Source organism: Thalassotalea castellviae (genome assembly GCF_031846185.1).
In the GTDB taxonomy this organism is placed as follows: Bacteria; Pseudomonadota; Gammaproteobacteria; order Enterobacterales; family Alteromonadaceae; genus Thalassotalea_H; species Thalassotalea_H castellviae.
Map to the genome: position 1 here is coordinate 25,360 of NZ_JAVRIF010000013.1, position 16,775 is coordinate 42,134.

The 16,775-nt window shown below is 36.2% G+C and carries 15 protein-coding genes and 1 riboswitch; of the genes, 6 read left to right on the forward strand and 9 right to left on the reverse strand.

The annotated features are described in order from the left end of the window. Positions 1-21 precede the first annotated feature (21 nt). Positions 22-1,674 (reverse strand): LysM peptidoglycan-binding domain-containing protein, encoded by a 1,653-nt coding sequence (locus RM573_RS16880; RefSeq protein WP_311584799.1) that lies wholly within the window; start codon positions 1,672-1,674, stop codon positions 22-24. Between the two features lie 111 nt (positions 1,675-1,785). Continuing rightward, positions 1,786-2,595, reverse strand: a complete 810-nt coding sequence (gene gloB, locus RM573_RS16885; RefSeq protein WP_311584802.1) for a hydroxyacylglutathione hydrolase — start codon at positions 2,593-2,595, stop codon at positions 1,786-1,788. A 132-nt stretch (positions 2,596-2,727) separates the two neighbouring features. Here gloB and RM573_RS16890 point away from each other — a divergent pair, with 132 nt between their 5' ends. Together RM573_RS16890 and RM573_RS16895 are read left to right on the forward strand one after the other, a co-directional pair. Continuing rightward, positions 2,728-3,498 carry a class I SAM-dependent methyltransferase gene (locus RM573_RS16890; protein ID WP_311584806.1) on the forward strand — a complete coding sequence of 257 codons (771 nt, stop codon included), beginning with the start codon at positions 2,728-2,730 and terminating at the stop codon, positions 3,496-3,498. A gap of 64 nt (positions 3,499-3,562) precedes the next feature. Continuing rightward, on the forward strand, positions 3,563-4,321 hold the full coding sequence (locus RM573_RS16895) for a Nif3-like dinuclear metal center hexameric protein (protein WP_311584809.1): 759 nt from the start codon (positions 3,563-3,565) through the stop codon (positions 4,319-4,321). A gap of 60 nt (positions 4,322-4,381) precedes the next feature. Here RM573_RS16895 and RM573_RS16900 read toward each other — a convergent pair whose 3' ends face one another. Beyond that, positions 4,382-4,999, reverse strand: a complete 618-nt coding sequence (locus tag RM573_RS16900) for an ElyC/SanA/YdcF family protein (RefSeq protein WP_311584812.1) — start codon at positions 4,997-4,999, stop codon at positions 4,382-4,384. Positions 5,000-5,393: 394 nt separating this feature from the next. Next, a riboswitch (Lysine riboswitch) is annotated at positions 5,394-5,590 on the forward strand. Between the two features lie 101 nt (positions 5,591-5,691). Between RM573_RS16900 and lysC the strand changes: the two genes are divergently transcribed. Beyond that, positions 5,692-7,062 carry a lysine-sensitive aspartokinase 3 gene (lysC, locus tag RM573_RS16905; protein ID WP_311584815.1) on the forward strand — a complete coding sequence of 457 codons (1,371 nt, stop codon included), beginning with the start codon at positions 5,692-5,694 and terminating at the stop codon, positions 7,060-7,062. 85 nt (positions 7,063-7,147) lie between these two features. Here lysC and queC read toward each other — a convergent pair whose 3' ends face one another. Further along, positions 7,148-7,831: a 7-cyano-7-deazaguanine synthase QueC gene (queC, locus tag RM573_RS16910; RefSeq protein WP_311584818.1), complete on the reverse strand. Its 684-nt coding sequence runs from the start codon at positions 7,829-7,831 to the stop codon at positions 7,148-7,150. A gap of 86 nt (positions 7,832-7,917) precedes the next feature. Here queC and queE point away from each other — a divergent pair, with 86 nt between their 5' ends. Next, positions 7,918-8,592: a 7-carboxy-7-deazaguanine synthase QueE gene (gene queE, locus RM573_RS16915; protein ID WP_311584821.1), complete on the forward strand. Its 675-nt coding sequence runs from the start codon at positions 7,918-7,920 to the stop codon at positions 8,590-8,592. A gap of 45 nt (positions 8,593-8,637) precedes the next feature. Here the strand turns inward: queE and pdsS are convergent, their stop codons facing one another. Together pdsS and pdsR are read right to left on the reverse strand one after the other, a co-directional pair. Then, entirely contained in the window at positions 8,638-10,827 is a 2,190-nt protein-coding gene (pdsS, locus tag RM573_RS16920) for a proteobacterial dedicated sortase system histidine kinase (RefSeq protein WP_311584824.1), read from the reverse strand. Then, positions 10,824-11,555 (reverse strand): proteobacterial dedicated sortase system response regulator, encoded by a 732-nt coding sequence (gene pdsR / locus RM573_RS16925; protein ID WP_311584827.1) that lies wholly within the window; start codon positions 11,553-11,555, stop codon positions 10,824-10,826. Before pdsR ends, pdsS begins: the two co-directional genes overlap by 4 nt. A 259-nt stretch (positions 11,556-11,814) precedes the next feature. On the opposite strand from pdsR, the gene pdsO reads away from it, so the two are divergent. Together pdsO and RM573_RS16935 are read left to right on the forward strand one after the other, a co-directional pair. Continuing rightward, entirely contained in the window at positions 11,815-12,627 is an 813-nt protein-coding gene (gene pdsO, locus RM573_RS16930; protein WP_311584830.1) for a sortase-associated OmpA-like protein PdsO, read from the forward strand. A gap of 420 nt (positions 12,628-13,047) precedes the next feature. Next, entirely contained in the window at positions 13,048-13,848 is an 801-nt protein-coding gene (locus tag RM573_RS16935) for a PEP-CTERM sorting domain-containing protein (protein ID WP_311584833.1), read from the forward strand. A gap of 345 nt (positions 13,849-14,193) precedes the next feature. Here RM573_RS16935 and uspE read toward each other — a convergent pair whose 3' ends face one another. The 3 genes from uspE to RM573_RS16950 all read right to left on the reverse strand — a co-directional run bounded on the left by uspE (position 14,194) and on the right by RM573_RS16950 (position 16,742). Beyond that, positions 14,194-15,123: a universal stress protein UspE gene (gene uspE, locus RM573_RS16940; RefSeq protein WP_311584836.1), complete on the reverse strand. Its 930-nt coding sequence runs from the start codon at positions 15,121-15,123 to the stop codon at positions 14,194-14,196. Between the two features lie 189 nt (positions 15,124-15,312). Then, the gene (gene fnr, locus RM573_RS16945) at positions 15,313-16,032 is read right to left on the reverse strand and encodes a fumarate/nitrate reduction transcriptional regulator Fnr (protein WP_311584839.1); all 720 of its coding nucleotides are present in this window, start codon (positions 16,030-16,032) and stop codon (positions 15,313-15,315) included. 44 nt (positions 16,033-16,076) lie between these two features. Continuing rightward, positions 16,077-16,742, reverse strand: a complete 666-nt coding sequence (locus tag RM573_RS16950) for a sulfite exporter TauE/SafE family protein (RefSeq protein ID WP_311584843.1) — start codon at positions 16,740-16,742, stop codon at positions 16,077-16,079. Positions 16,743-16,775: the final 33 nt, after the last annotated feature.

The window sequence follows — 16,775 nt, forward strand, 5'->3', positions numbered from 1 at the left end:
TCATTGCTAATCTATCTGATCTTATATCGCATTGGTTACATCAACGGATAATTTTAGCATTTGGCCCGGCTGTAGATATTTTTTGCGATTTAATTGGTTCCAACGTTCAATATCTTTAATTGAGACTTTAAATTTGTCTGCAATTCTTGCAAAAGAGTCACCACGTCGAACTTTATAGGTAATGTTTCGCATGATTGCTTGTTCATTAGGAGATACTTGTGTATTTGATAAAGTGTTACTCGTTACTTTCGCCTTTTTCCAAATAACAAGTTTTTGGCCAAGCCTTAAAGTATCTCTTGGTGCCATTCCATTCCATTTTGCTAATTCACGGTAATTTACGCCATAGCTTCGACTAATATCCCAAAAGTTATCACCGGAAACAACAGTATGAATGATTTTTTCACTGCCTCGTGGGGTATTTTGTTTTTTCGCAAGTCGTTGATCTTGACTTAATATGTAAGCATTTAATGATTTTGCTGCAACAGGAATTAATAAATGTTTACCAGCACGAATATTATTGCCCTTAAGGTTATTTACTTGTTTAATCACTCCAATATCGGTATTAAATTTTTGCGCGATTTTTCCTAAACTATCACCATTTTTAATACGATAACGTTGCCAAGCTAAGCGATCTTTTTTACTAAGCGTTTTTAACCCCGCTTTAAATTTTTCTACTTTATGATTAGGGATGACTAAATAATGTGGACCTTTTGGATCGGTAGCCCATCGATTATAACCAGGATTTAAATGTTGTAATTCTTTCAACGACAGTTCAGCAAGTTCAGCTGCTTTCGCTAAGTCAATTTGTGAGCCAATATTAACGGGTGTGATCACACTTTTATTTTCGATTTCAAAAAGTTTAATGTTGAAATCTGCTGGACGCTTTACTAAATCTGCTAACGCTAGCAATTTTGGTACGTATGCCCTTGTTTCTTTTGGTAAATCGAGTGACCAAAAATCAGTTGGCATATTACGGCGAGCATTATTTTTCACGGCTCGTCTCACTCGTCCTTCACCAGAATTATAAGCGGCGAGTGCTAATAACCAATCACCGTCAAAAAACTTATGTAAGTATTGCAGGTACTTGATGGCCCCTTTGGTTGATGCAATAACATCACGTCGACCGTCATACCACCAGTTTTGCTTCATGCCAAAACGAGTACCTGTACCTGGAACAAATTGCCACATTCCTGAAGCTCGTCCATGTGAATATGCAAAGGGATCAAATGCACTTTCTACGATAGGTAATAATGCCATTTCAAGGGGCATATTGGCTGCTTCAAGTTCTTCAACAATAAAGTGCATGTAAGGTTTTGCACGTTTTGCTACTCGATCTAAATAATTTTGGTTTTTCGCGTACCAATTTCTTTGCACAACAACACGACGGTTTTGTTCAACAGGGAAAGTGAGTTGCTCTCTAATGCGCTGCCAAATATCGTCACTGGTATTGATATCGTCGGTTAAAGAAATCTCAACATCATTGACGGGGTGTATAACATCTGCTGTTTCATCGGCAAGTAAGGCATGACTGATATCTACAGGAGTTGCGATATTATCGAAAATTTCAATAGAGTTAGCAGAACGGTTAGTCGTTTGTTGTTCATCATTGTAAGTTGTTGATTGGCAACCCACTAAAGTAAATGCGGCGGAAAGTGTAAAAGATATATATTTCATAAAAATTTAGTTATTTTTTCTTGATGTTTAGTGTCACTTATTTGGCGATGAGGATCAACAAGGTAAAGCAATTATATGTAACGATTAAGGTGTTAAATACTTTACCATTATTTAAAAGTTATCTTTCCAACCACGTAAGTTAGTGAATGTTTCTAGTGTTGAGTGCATTGTCCTCTCAAAATATTCTTCAACGCTTTCTCGTATTTTTTCATCATGACAGCGTAAAAAAGGGTTAATTTGTTTTTCCCGTAAAATTGATGAGGGTAAGGTTATTTTGTCTTCGGCTCTAAGTGCTTGTACTTGGTTATAATAATGAATTAATTCGATATTTGTTGGATCTACCGTTAAAGCAAAAGTCAGATTGGCTAACGTGTATTCGTGAGTGCAATAAACGCGAGTTCGTTCGGGGAGTTCTGATAAACGATTTAATGAAGTGTGCATTTGTTGTGGTGTCCCTTCAAAAATTCGTCCACAACCACCAGAGAATAGGGTGTCACCACAAAATAAAATATCATCTGCATAATACGCAATATGGCCTAAGGTGTGACCAGGCAAATCAATCACGTTAAATATTAAATCAATATTTGGCAATTCAACGGTATCTCCTTGTTGCAATTTTTGCGTCGCAAATGGGATATTTTCTTGTAATGGGGTATAAATTGCTAACGGCCACTGTTTATTTTGGCAATATTGATGAAGTTCTTCAATGCCGCCTATATGATCTGCATGATGATGGGTAATTAAAATTGCGGTGAGTGTTTTGTTATGTTTTTCTATATATTCGATACAAACTTTGGCATCACCGGGATCAACTAACACCAAATGTTCACTACTCTTTGAAGTAATAGTCCAAATATAATTATCTTTGAATGCTTTTATTGGTGAAATAATATGTTTAGCTTTAGGTAATTGATTATTCATAACAGCCCCCTTACAACTTTATGGTTATTATACTGTCAGTACTTTAATTGTAACGATTTTATTTACCGTTAATAATTGTGCTCATTATTCAATAGTTTTATAGTTAACTGATACTTATTGATTGAATAAAACATGAAACCAGCGCTAGCTTTTAGACAACCTCATTCACCGGCATCTTGGTCTGAATTACCGAACGGGGATTTAATTTTAGCTGAAATTAATCAGCTTTTAGCGCCATGGTGGCCGAAATTTTTTGGTTATCACTTATTAAAATTAGGCGCCTTGAGTAGCTTCGTTGATAGTCAAACGTGTCCTATCAAACACCATGTTGCTTTATTAGAACATCAAAAAACCGTTAACGATAATAATGTTGCCGTTTTTGCAGAGATAGATGATCTGCCATTTTTAGAACATAGTGTGGATGTTTGTTTATTAAGCCATGCGTTAGAATTTTCCTTAGATCCTCATCATGTTATTCGAGAAGCTAACCGTGCTTTAATACCCAACGGCTATTTGGTCATTTCCGGATATAATCCATTTAGTTTAGCGGGACTTAATAGCTTTATTCCCTTTAGACGGCAACATTCTCCGTGGAGCGAACGTTTTTTTTCGGCTATGCGAGTTAAAGATTGGTTACATTTAATGGGTTATGAAATTTTAATGGATGAAAAATGTTTACATTCAACCTTAGCTAATAATATTAGCCAAGGGTTTATTTCAAGGCATTGGCGAAAATTCGCTCAACGATTTTTTCCCAATTTTGGCTCTGTTTATGTGATCGTTGCAAAAAAACGAGTGTTACCATTAACGCCTATTAAACCTAAATGGAAATTACGTACCCAACTCAATCCGGTGAATGTTTCAACATTAAATTCGTCCCGGCAGCAAAAAAAGTGTAAATAAGATGCTTTTATTGATGCAAATTAGCTAACATTGTCACCATGAAATTTTTATAAAGTGCCTACCAATGACAAGAAACGAATTTGAACGTTATTTAAATAACTTATTAAAGCCAGAACAAATCAAAGACTTTTGCCCAAACGGTTTACAAGTACAGGGTAGTGAAACCATTAATAAAGTTATTACCGGTGTCACGGCCACGCAAGCGTTGATTGTTCGCGCCATTGAAGAGAATGCCGATGCAATTGTTGTCCATCATGGCTACTTTTGGAAAAATGAGTCGTATGTGATCCGGGGTATGAAGCATCAAAGAATCAAAGCATTATTAACACATGATATTAATCTTTTTGCCTACCATCTGCCGTTAGATATTCATCCTGTACTAGGGAATAACGCACAACTTGCAAAATTATTAGCAATAAACACCACTGGCCCTCTTGAACTTGGCAATCCACTAAGTGTTGCAGTGCAGGGGGAATTTTCACAAGCGATTTCAGCCTTAAATTTAACCGAGCGTATTAATATGCAATTAGGCAGAGAGTGTTTGCATATTGCTCCGCCATCGAATAAACCCATAAAAACTATTGCTTGGTGCAGTGGTGGTGGCCAAAACTATATCGAACTTGCCGCTGAGCAAGGAATAGATGCCTTTTTATCCGGAGAAGTCTCTGAACAAACCACGCATGTAGCGCGCGAAATGGATATCCATTTCTTTGCTGCAGGCCATCATGCCACTGAACGATATGGTGCAAAGGCTTTAGGAGATTACTTACAAAAAGAATTATCGCTAGACGTGCAGTTTATTGATATTGATAATCCTGTATAAATGTGACGTTAACTAAGTTGATGATTAAACTTCATGCTTGTTTTCTATGAAATAAAAAATTTAATCATCAGATTTTAACCATTGCACAAATAGTCCGACACTTTCATACCATGCATTTGTTGACTGGGTTAAATTATGGCTTTTCGGTAAATAGTAAGACCAATTTTTTTCACTATCGATATTTTTAACCCATTGACTGGCGGGCGCAGGTGTTACTGCAACGCCTTGTTGTTTAAAATAATTCAAGGCTCGCAGCATATGATCAGCATTTGTCACTAAGACAACATGTTTTCCTTTCACCCTTGGCGCGATTAATTCAGCTTCTTCCTCAGTATCTTTTGGAAAGCTTTCAACAATAATTTTTCTCTCTGGTACCCCAAGTAACATGGCCGCTTGCTTAACATTTACTGCATTTGATTTATTATTGTCAAAAGCAGCGCCTGAGGTTATTAATTGAGCTTCAGGGTGCAATTTTAAAATTCGTAATGCTTCGACTAAACGTTGCAATGAACAAGGAAATAATTGCGAGGTAGCGGGGAGCTCAGGATTAGTGGTGTTACCACAGCCCAAAATAACAATGTAATCGACAGGTTTATCACTGTATTGATAACTTTTAAAATTGTTTTCTATAGGGTGCATCACCCGATCAGAAACATAGCCCGTAGATAATAATATCAATAAGCAGCTGGCGCTTAATAAACATTTAAAACTCAGTGACGGTTTTTTATAAAACAAAATCAAAGCTAGTATTAATAATAATGATATTAGGCTTAAGGGCATGATCAAAAAACTTATGATCTTTTTCAGTAAAAACAAATCCATTTTTATTCAGTAAATAAATTGCAAAAAATAATGGTATCAAGCTTTTTGTATAAATTCAGTAGGTCAATTAATTTTCAAGATATTTTTTATCGATTTTTTTATCTTACGAATATAAATTAGGCAATTAAGTTATTGATTAATCGTATCAGATGGGGTTTAATTGCACCGCTGTTAAATTAGACTAAATACTCAAATATTGAATAGCTTTGAAAAGTATTCACTCAATTAAAGGTATTTAAATTTGATTTAACACTCCAGAAGAGGAGCAATAGCTAGGTAGATAACACGAGGAAACCACATTCCTATGACTGTTATTGAGGGAGACTATTGCCGAGGGTATACAGAAACGTGGGGTCTGTTGCTCGGTCACTAAGGTTGAATCCTTAGGATTGTCACCTCTGTTTGGCAATATTGCCAAGTAGAATAGGGTGGAGAGCTTCTGGCTGAAAAGTTAAGCTTTGTACTTTTAATACATCTCTTCATTCAGTCATGCTCTTCCTTGATGTAAATTTAGCTAAATTGATTTAGCAAAATAGGGAGACCTTATCATGTCAGTCATTTCTAACAATGATGATAATCTGATCACCGTATCAAAGTTTGGTGGCACTAGTGTTGCTGATCATCAAGCCATGCTTCGTTGTGCGCATATTATAAAAAATGATCCGACAAACCGTGTTGTGGTTGTTTCAGCTAGCTCAGGCGTCACTAACTATCTTGTACGATTGAGTCAAGCCAATGTTTCAGTAGATGAGCAAAAGCAATTAATTGATAATATAAAAGAAATTCAATTTAAAATTCTTCAAGAACTAAAAGATAGTAAAGCGTTAGAAACGAAAATATTAACGCTTATTGATGAACTAACCGCGTACGCTCAAGCTCAATCGCTTAACCATAGTGCACGCATTGCAGACGCCATTTTATCTTTTGGTGAGCAAATGAGTTCAGTAATTTTTGCGCAAGTTTTACAATCTATTGGTGTTAATGGACATGCGTTTGATGTTCGCCAAATTATGAAAACTAATAGTTTATATGGTCAAGCGGTTGTTGATATTGAACAATTGGCAGACTGTGCTGAAAAAATTCTAAAGAAAAAATTAACGGATCAGGTGATCGTCACGCAAGGTTTTATCGGACAAAACGAAGCTGGTTATACAACCACGCTAGGTCGTGGTGGCTCAGATTATAGTGCTGCGTTAATTGCTGAAGCTCTCAATGCTTCAAGTTTAGCGATTTGGACTGATGTGGTTGGAATCTTTACAACAGACCCGCGAATTACCGATCAAGCACGTGCGATCAAAGAAATTAGTTTTGGTGAAGCTGCTGAAATGGCTACTTTTGGGGCGAAAATTTTACATCCTGCCACTTTAATTCCGGCCATGCGTAAAAATATCCCTGTGTTTGTTGGCTCCAGTAAAGAGCCAGAAAAAGGTGGAACTCGTATTCAGAAAACAGTGGAATCAAAACCCACTTATCGTTCTATATCATTGCGTAAAGAACAAACTTTGGTGACGGTAAAAAGTCCTGCAATGCTCCATGCTAGTGGTTTTCTTGCCAAAGTTTTTGCGGTACTTGCTAAGCATGAATTAAGTGTCGACTTGATCACAACCTCAGAAATTAGTGTGGCGATGACATTTGATAACCCAACGGGCTCAACACAAGCGTTATTAAATTCTACTGTTGTTGACGAATTAGAACAACTTTGTGAAGTGTCTGTTGAAAATGGCTTGTCGTTAGTTGCTGTTGTCGGTAATAGTATTCATAAAACAAACGGGGTTGGTACGAGTATTTTTGATGCGTTATCGGGTATTAATGTTCGAATGATTTGCCAAGGTGCCAGTGAACATAATTTATGTTTCTTGGTGAATGAAGCGCAAGCGAATGAAACTGTGGAAAAACTGCATAACACTTTGTTTGCGTAATTCGTTTAAGCGGGTTAGGCTAATTTAGTTAGTTTCTGATAAAAGGTGTTGATATTACAACACCTTTTATATTTTTTATGGCAATTTAACTTTCATACGCTAGTGGATCTTCAACGTTGTTATCGTGAAAAGCTTCTAGCCTTTCTTGGCAAGCACCGCATTTACCACAAGCTTTTTCACGGCCATTGTAGCATGTCCATGTTTGGCTATAATCTAATGCCATTTTTAATCCATCCGTTAAAATATCAGATTTTGTAACGGTTAAATACGGACTGAAAATTTCCACAGCCTCATAATTAGCAATTTGACAAACATCATTCATTTTTTCGACGAATTCAGGACGACAATCTGGATAGATTGCATGATCACCAGAATGCGCTCCGTAATAAACTTGTGCTGCACCAACAGAGACAGCATAACCAACAGCTAATGAAAGTAAAATCATGTTTCGATTAGGAACAACCGTTGATTTCATCGTTTCAGCTTCGTAATGACCTTCTGGAATATCAATTTCATCGGTTAAAGAAGAACCAGCTAATAACTGATTAATCGTCGTAATATCAATGACTTTATGTGGAATATTTAACTTTTCACACACGTCACTCGCACATTGCAATTCTTTAACGTGTCGTTGTCCATAATCAAACGATAATGCATACACCTCTTTATCGTCTTTTATCGCACGATTAAGCACGGTGAATGAATCCATGCCCCCAGAATAAATAACAATGACTTTTTTATTAATATTACGATTGATTTTGCTGCTCATGTTTGGACTCTCTGGGGTATAATAGAAAACTTGCGCATTTTACTTGAAATTTCTTCGGCAATAAATAGGCAATAAAGAACGCTATTATGACGACAAAATACAAAATAAACGAATTATTTGAAACAATTCAAGGTGAGGGGGCTTTTACTGGTCAACCCTCTATTTTCTTACGTTTACAAGGTTGTCCTGTTGGCTGCTCTTGGTGTGATACCAAACATACTTGGGAAATTAATTTATCAGATGAAGTAGATCAACAAGTGATGATCAATAAAACGGCGGAGTCTGATCATTGGGCGGCATTAACAAGCGAAGATATCTTGGCAATTTTTAATCGTCAAGGTTTTCAAGCAAAACATATTGTCATTACCGGCGGTGAGCCATGTATGGTGGATTTAACACCACTGTGCACTGTCTTTGAAGCGCAAGGTTACAGTTGCCAGATTGAAACCTCAGGTACCTTTGAAATACAAACCACAGAAAATTGTTGGGTGACGGTGTCGCCAAAAGTCAATATGAAAGGCGGTTATAAAATATTGACTTCGGCGATGCAAAGAGCCAATGAGATCAAACATCCTGTCGCTACCGAGCAGCATATTGATGATTTAAAAGCATTATTAGTTGATCATGCGGTGACCGCAAAGCCAATATATTTACAACCTATTAGTCAAAAAGAACGAGCAACACAATTAGCTATTAAAACTTGCATTGAAAATAATTGGCGCTTATCTATTCAAGTACATAAATACATTGGTATTGAGTAAATTTTTTAACGATCACAATAATGGTTATTGAATCGGATTAATGGTTTAAGTTTTCACTAATGGTAAAGTGATCGTTATCGTGACACCTTTTGGGTTGTGATGATTATTAGCCTTTATTTCACCTTGGTGAAACTGACAAATCAACCTTGCGATATAAAGTCCTAAACCTAAGTGTGGTCTTTTATTTTCTTCACTTAATTCATCAAGATCTTGATGGTTGTCCCTGATTGATATCATCGAGTCAAATAACCTTTCTGTCATTTCTTCAGGCAAGTAACGGCCATTATTACTAATATGTAAAATTAAAACATTCGATTTATCTTCTACCGCTAAGGTTATTTTTTTATCTTCACTAAATTCAACGGCATTACCAATTACTTTATCAAGAAGCTGAGCAATGTGCTCTGGAGAGCCCACCATCATAACGTTTTTATCGGGGAAGTTAGCTAGAAATTGATAGTTTTCATAAATTTGACGATAACCTTGTAAACAGCCGTTCAAAACCTGATAAAAATTAAACTTAGTTTTGTCGGTATTTTTTAACATTTGTTCTAATCGGGTTGCTTCACTCATATTGGTTAAAATTAAATTGAGTCGATTTAGTCCTTGTTGTGCTCGCTCAATATAAGCATTTGAATGAGAAGATTGTTGTTTTTGCAAGGTTAAATTTTCTAATGATGTTCTAACCACAGCAATCGGTGTTCTTAACTCATGAGAAAGCCGAGAAGACATGTTCTCCAGATAATGGTTATATTGACTTAATCGACTTACCGCGGTGGCAAAACTTCGTGATAGATCACCAATTTCATCGTTATTCGTTGATGCGATCATCACTTCATTAATTCTGCCGTGTTCATCAATGGCTTGCTCAGCTTGATTACGTAAAGCTCTGATCCTATTCGAGATCCTAGTTGCGAAAAAAAAGAATGCCATAATACCAAAAAGCATGATGGCTAATATGCTGGTAAATAATTTTTCCAGTGCTTGGTTTCTGACCGTGCGAATACCATTATTGGTTTCTTCAACAATAACAGCACCATGGACTTTATTACCAAAATAAATTGGATACGCTGCGGTTAAAATAACGGCTTTATTATCGCTGGAAAGTCGCCATTGAGACTGCGGAATACCTTGTAAGGCGGATTCAATATGTTTACCTGTCAGGTTTTGGGCATCATAAAGTTGATCAATAAATGCTTTCGGTGGTTGGGTTAATAATCGGTTAAATAATGGTTTCAATAAAGATTGTAACTCGGTACGCCAATCTTCTTGATTTTGATTAATTTTATTTTTTTGCCAAAGGCCATTGGCCTGTTGAATATCGCCTGCTTTGGCGAGTACGCGATGATGTTGGTCGACAACCCATACACTTGAATTGGTGTAACTCATGCCTTTAACAATACGTTCTATTTCTGGAGAGGGCACGAGTATTGTGCCTAACGAATCTTTATTGGCTGTATTCGCGCTGGCTATAATACTGTTTGTTTGTCCAAACCTCTCATCAACATCGTGAATAGCAAAGGCTAAATTATCACTAATATTTTTTAACGGGATCCGAAACTCAATATTATAACCTTGGGTCGTTTCAAGCCATTTTCCTTGGATAAACAGAGCCGGGGTTGGAGGAGTAAGATCGTCATTTTGTATTTGAAAGATATCTAACCATCCAGCTTGCTTATTTGCGACAAGATAGCGTTGAAATTTACCTTCAGGAGTTGTGAAAGCCAGCTCTAAACGGTCATTCAGATTAATACTGCGGGCGTTTTTATCACGGTAAATGACTTTATCATCGACAACGCTGACGAAAAAATACAAATACTTATCATATTTGCCAACGGCTGCTGTGTAATTATTTGAGAGCTTTTCAAGCGGTAAAGTTGCTTTGGAATCGCTATTGGTCACTTGGTTATTAACACCGTAATAATGCGATTTAGCGAGATAGTTTGGCCAATCTTGGTGACTGCCATCTAAATTTATTGGATGGTTCAGTTGATAACCATATAAATCTTTCCCTTTTTCGACACTTGGTAAAAAGCTCGCTTGGTTATTAAACAGATTGGGGCGCTCATGCAATGCCGTGGCAAGGGCGCGTGCAGTGCCAATAATGGTTTGCTCTTGACCAAACCTTAAATATTTTTCCATCTCCCACACATATTGATAGCCAAACCAAGGAATAACGACTAAAAAGGATGAAAGTAATAATAACTTACTGCGTAAACCAAACCTAAACTTCATACTTGAGAAGTTACCTTGTTATTGACACTTGTTGTGTTTCCTTGCTCCCATCGATAACCCATGCCATAAACCGTTTCAATACAGTCAAAATCTTTGTCACGAAGATTAAATTTTTTCCTGATCCGTTTAATATGTGAGGTGATTGTACTGTCATCAACATAAATTTTAGAATCTTGCATCAGTTGTTGGCGGTTTTTAACATGACCAGGAGTTTTGGCTAAGGCATAAACCATCCAAAATTCTGTTATTGTTAAATCAATTAGCTTATCTTGCCATTTTACCGTCATTCTTTGACTATCGATGGTTAAATCATTGACGGTGAGTAAATGATCTTGTTCAGTGGGTTTATTTAAAGCGTCTTCACGTCTAAATAACGCTGAAATTCTTGCGGTTAAATGAGGTAAGCTAATATCTTTGGTTAAGTAGTCATCTGCGCCAATGCGCAAACCCGACACAGTATCGACATCATTGTCACGGGCGGTTAAAAAAATAATCGGTAAAGTCACCGATAAATTTCTTAACCATTGGCATAAAGTGAAGCCGCCATCATATTCTTGTTCTAGGCCAATATCTAAAATAACTAAATGAGGTAACTTAATACTAAAGGCTTGTGTCGCTGAAGCTCTATTGGCATAAGTTTGAACTTGATAACCTTGTGCTCTAAGTACGTCAGCATAGTTTTCTCTAATCGCGGCTTCATCTTCGACGATAGCAATTCTTTTTGACATTTATATATCTTTACCTAAATCGACTTGACTCAAGTTATTTGAGACGTATCTGTTTTATTGACAACGTCACTATATAAAAATTTATCAATAAATTCCTGAATTTCGTCACATTGCCATATTGTTGCCACATTTGTTTATTGCATTGCCATTATTGTGACCTTTTAATGGCATTTTTACTTGGTTTAATACAGTCATCACAAAGAAGCGAAGACAACGCTTAAATTTTAACTTTAACTAACTAATCAATAACGGTGGCATTATGAAAAATTCAACTTTAAATCAGGTGACGATAAAAAAAACTTGCTTAGCATGCTTTGTAGCAACCTCATTAATTTCAACACCCTTAATGGCAAATGATGATGTAAAAACTAGTGAATTGACTAAAGCAGAGCAACATAAACAAAACGAAAATATTGGCTTTGGAAGTGGTCTTGTATTAGGGGCTGTAGTAGCAGGGCCAGTAGGGGCTTTTGTTTCAGGGATCCTAGGTGTGTTTACAGCAAAACATATCAATGTCAGTAATGATAAAGATGAGTTAGTAGTGCAACTTTCAAAAGAACAGAATAACCATCAACTTGCCCTAGCAAATTATCAGCGAAAAATGGAGCAGATTGAACAAGAATACCAAAATGAATTACTCGCATTACAAAACAGTCAACACAATACAACACAATTACAAGCTGAAAACTTATTAATGAGTTTACAATTTTCAACAGGGTCAAGTGATATTCAACCGCATTATCAAGGTCAAATTGACTCGTTAGTGAGTTTACTCAAGCAAGCGCCTGAATTGATGATTGATTTATCAGGTTATACCGATTTACAAGGTAACGAAGCGCTTAACCATGCCTTATCAATTGCTCGAGTCAATGCGGTTAAACATGCTTTAATAGATAAAGGAATAACAGCTGAACGCATCAACTTATTTGCTTATGGAGAAGAATCTCCGGTTGTCGCTAATAATCAGCAAGAAGTTAGTTTTTATGATCGACGCGTTGTCATCAAACTTAAAACTAGTCATGATTCAACAGAAGAGTCTTTAAAGCAGCAACAAATGGTGGGAAATTATTAACGCTAATTCGAAGAATCATAGTACTAGATAGCGGTGAAGTCACAAAGAAAACCAAGACGTTATTTTAATAGCCTATTACGTCAATATAGAGCGACTATTTTTCAATAGTGGCTCTTTTTCTATGGTAAATAAATTATCTTGTATTCGACAAATTCTTTTTCATTTTGACAGTCATAACATCATTATTAACGTGTATAAAAAAGCCATTAACGCTATAAATCATTTCTGAAAATTGAACGGACGTGCTGTCGGGAAATTTTACATAAGTAAAAGCATAATAATTCCGTCTTCTGTAACTTTATGATTCTTAGTGGATTACTGAGATGGCATCTTTTATGCACTTTAATATTTTTAACGTACTTTTAGCCATACATAAATACCTTTCATTTTTGATGAAAAGGGATTAGAAGGATAACTCAAATGAAATACAAATTTCTGAAAGGCTTAGTTACTAGCTTTGCATTGGCCATTAGTTGTACATCAAATGCAGCATTAATTTATGGTTCAGATCCCATAAGTGCAGGTACACCATTAACCGTGTTTGATACTAATACAGGCACAACTACCGTTTTAGGTTCGAGTCTTTGGAATTTAGGCTTAGCCTTTGATAATAGTAACTCACTTTTTGGGATAAATGGTACTACTGTCTATTCAGTTGACATTAATAATGGCTCAACCTCACTTATCGGCAGTGGACTTTGGCAAGGGAGTTCAGAGTCAGCAACCTTTGATTTAAATAACAACTTGTTAAGCGCTACCAGTACTGGTTTATATAGTATCAATACCTCTAATGCGGCGACAACTTATTTAGGAGCATTTGTAGGGCATAGCTCATACGATGGAATATCAGTTGCAACAACCAATGTAGAAACTATTTTAGGAACCTTTCTTGCGGGTACCATCTTTGCTGTTGACTCTGGTCAATTGTATGTTATTGATCCTAATACACTAGTTTCTACTTTTTTAATGTCTGCACCAGCAAGTGAAACGATCGCTTTTGATGCCAATGGGAATTTATATGCTAATGACTATACTAATGGTTATTACCTTTTAGATCTCGTCAATCAAAATCATACATTTCTAGGGGGAAGTGCACATTTTGGCTCTGCTGTATATGGCGCATACTCTCCTCAAACAGACGTTCCTGAACCCTCAACACTAGCTATTTTTGCTTTGGGCTTAATAGGGTTGGCTTTCCGTAAATTTAACCAAAAAGGTTAAATATTTACGTGGTAATGTAAAACACTGATCAATTAGATCAGTGTTTTTATTTTTAAAGACAAACAACACCATATCTAACGTTGATGTTGAGCCGTTTTGGGCTGTTATTTTAAATTGTCTCCATCAGAATCAATCAACATTAGTCTGTTAAAGTTCTTTCATCACTTTTGTTAATTAATTTTCTTGATAAATATAAAAATAAAAATAAATATTTTTACTGAAAAAATAAGCCGCTTTGCTATTTCAGCAAAACGGCCCTAGTAAATAAAACAAGCAATGTGTTACCTTGTTTGCGTATTAAACTTATTATTTAATACATTGATAAAATGGTCTTTAACATAAGCGTTAATTGGCAAGTGGTGAAACATATCCATCCGGTTTTAAGGCTAAAACATCACAGTTTAAATTATCAATTAAATGTTCAGCAGTATTCCCGATCAGGGCAGCGGATAATCCTGTTCGGCCAATAGTACCTAAGATCACTAATTCTGCATCTAATTCGTCTGCCAGCCTGACAATGATATCTTCTGGTAAACCTTCTTCCACATGGGTGTGCTCTTTACTGATTGCAAACTGTTGAGCATGCTCATCCATCGCTTCTATATGATGACTTAACATGGATTCGTTGTATTCGTTTGCATTAAATTCAGGGATCTCAATTGCGATATTAACGGGAGTGCCAGGGAAAGAGTTGACCAAATGAACATTTGCCTTGATCAATTTTGATAGATTGATCGCTTCTTCTGTTATTTTTACATTTAAAGATTGATGCTCTGCTTCAGCACTGCCTACATTGAGTGCCGCGACAATATTGCCATTCATCGGCCATAAATGATCTTTCACTAATAAAACAGGACAGGGACATTTTCTTAAGATATGCCAATCAGTTGGCGTGAATATGACTGATTTTAATTTATCGTGCTGATGTGTCCCTTTAATGACTATGTCATAGCCATTATTTAATACTTCTTCAATAATGGGTTCAAAAGGTCTATTGTGCCAAATTACTTTAGTATCTATTGCAATATTATCGTGTGGTAAAACGTTAATTAACTCATTCAACCATTGAATACGATCATTAATTAACGAGTTGCGCATAGCTTCACGCTCATCGTTTGACAGCATGGTAGTCATCTCATAAGAAAAATCATATATCGAAAGGAAAGCTGTGATGGTGGCCTGAGTTTGTTTGGCTAATTCAATCGCTCTTTTTAAGGCTTTTTGATCTTCAGTGGTTGGATCTATGATTGCTAATATTTGATGATACTTTTCCATATTCGCTCCAGAATAACTCATGTTAATGATTTACTATCAGTATAGTTATATTCTTATATAACACATAGTTGAAGATTGTTTTAAATCAATAAATTGGTCGTATTGAAGGAAAAGTTAAGCAAGCAAATACTTTACAGATGTTTGAGAAATATTTACGCAAGGAAAAGTATGTGGGAGAGTGATCTGCTGCTATAGCGCAGCACAATCTTCAAGCTTATCGCTGTCTAAAATCGTAATAAGCTTGCCATCAACTTTAATTAAGTCATTTTTATTGAATCGATTCAATAAGCGACTAATTGTTTCAACCGTTAAGCCGATATAATTGCCAATATCACTGCGAGTCATCGTCAACCTGAACTCAGTGGCTGATAATCCCCTAGCGTGATAACGGGCGCTTAAGGCACATAAAAATGTAGCAAGACGCTGCTCAGCATTCTTACGGTTCAATAAAGTTAACATTTCTTGATCATTTTTAATTTCAGAGCTCATCATACGAAGGATTTGCTTTTTAAGCTTTGGCATATGATTAGATAAATTATCTAAGGTATTATAGGGGATTTCACAAACCATTGAAGTTTCTAATGCTTTTGCAAAGCTCGGATGTTCAGACTCTGCTATGGCATCAAACCCTAATAAATCTCCTGCTAAATGGAAGCCGGTAATTTGTTCTTCACCACTTTCGTTTACCGTAAACGTTTTGAAAGTGCCAGAGCGTATAGCGTATAAGGACTGCATAGTTTGACCATCTTGAAAAAGCTGCTCACCTTTATGGATAGGGCGTTTCCGGTCAATGATTTCATCAAGGGTTTCTAACTCTTTTTCATCAAGAGAATACGGTAGACAAAGTTCACTGATGCTACAATTTTGGCAATGAATATGTTGTTGTGATGCGCTTTGATTCTTGTACATATTTTCCTTAACATCTAAGTTAATTATCCACTTCGAGTATGGTATTAGAACATTTGTGTATATGCAAATTTTAGCGTCAAGATACCATAACTTATTAGTAATAACGCCATAGTTTTTCTAAAATAATTATTTTGCATTAATAGCTTTATAAAAGTAAAACCAAATGAAACCGTCAATAACGCAGGTAAAGTACCAAGCCCAAAAAACATCATGATCAAACCTCCTTTTATTGCGTTGCCGCTGGCTAAAGACCAGGTTAATGTTGAATAAACTAAACCACATGGTAACCAACCCCATAAGGTACCTAAAAGGAAAGATTTCTTTACACTCTTTATCGGAATTATCTTTTTACTTAAAGGCGATAAGTGTTGCCAAAGGTGTTTACCAATTACTTCAACTTTTGATATCCATAATAACCATTGACCAATGTATAATCCGAGCAAGATTAAAAAAATACCGGCAATAATTTTTAAAGTGACAATAGGAAATCCTAAGTGTTTAATTGCGAGTGAGCCGGTTAAACCTGCGATAGCACCTATCAAAGAATACGAAAATATTCGCCCTACGTTATAGCTTAATATAAAGGGGGTTTTGTTTATTTGTTGCGGTAATGCAGACGTAAGCATGGTGGTAATGCCTCCACACATCGCAATACAATGACCACCACCTAATAAACCGATGACGAAGGCTGATAGAAAATCTAATTCCATACAAAGACAATATCTTTCACTGACAATCTTGGC

What these genes read in the sequence shown, in the direction of transcription:
- pdsO (WP_311584830.1), top strand. Translation starts at nt 11,815, where the DNA reads ATGAAAAATTCAACTTTAAATCAGGTGACGATAAAAAAAACTTGCTTA.
- RM573_RS16895 (WP_311584809.1), top strand. Translation starts at nt 3,563, where the DNA reads ATGACAAGAAACGAATTTGAACGTTATTTAAATAACTTATTAAAGCCA.
- gloB (WP_311584802.1), bottom strand. Translation starts at nt 2,595, where the DNA reads ATGAATAATCAATTACCTAAAGCTAAACATATTATTTCACCAATAAAA.
- pdsS (WP_311584824.1), bottom strand. Translation starts at nt 10,827, where the DNA reads ATGAAGTTTAGGTTTGGTTTACGCAGTAAGTTATTATTACTTTCATCC.
- uspE (WP_311584836.1), bottom strand. Translation starts at nt 15,123, where the DNA reads ATGGAAAAGTATCATCAAATATTAGCAATCATAGATCCAACCACTGAA.
- fnr (WP_311584839.1), bottom strand. Translation starts at nt 16,032, where the DNA reads ATGTACAAGAATCAAAGCGCATCACAACAACATATTCATTGCCAAAAT.
- RM573_RS16950 (WP_311584843.1), bottom strand. Translation starts at nt 16,742, where the DNA reads ATGGAATTAGATTTTCTATCAGCCTTCGTCATCGGTTTATTAGGTGGT.
- RM573_RS16935 (WP_311584833.1), top strand. Translation starts at nt 13,048, where the DNA reads ATGAAATACAAATTTCTGAAAGGCTTAGTTACTAGCTTTGCATTGGCC.
- queC (WP_311584818.1), bottom strand. Translation starts at nt 7,831, where the DNA reads ATGAGCAGCAAAATCAATCGTAATATTAATAAAAAAGTCATTGTTATT.
- lysC (WP_311584815.1), top strand. Translation starts at nt 5,692, where the DNA reads ATGTCAGTCATTTCTAACAATGATGATAATCTGATCACCGTATCAAAG.
- queE (WP_311584821.1), top strand. Translation starts at nt 7,918, where the DNA reads ATGACGACAAAATACAAAATAAACGAATTATTTGAAACAATTCAAGGT.
- RM573_RS16880 (WP_311584799.1), bottom strand. Translation starts at nt 1,674, where the DNA reads ATGAAATATATATCTTTTACACTTTCCGCCGCATTTACTTTAGTGGGT.
- RM573_RS16890 (WP_311584806.1), top strand. Translation starts at nt 2,728, where the DNA reads ATGAAACCAGCGCTAGCTTTTAGACAACCTCATTCACCGGCATCTTGG.
- pdsR (WP_311584827.1), bottom strand. Translation starts at nt 11,555, where the DNA reads ATGTCAAAAAGAATTGCTATCGTCGAAGATGAAGCCGCGATTAGAGAA.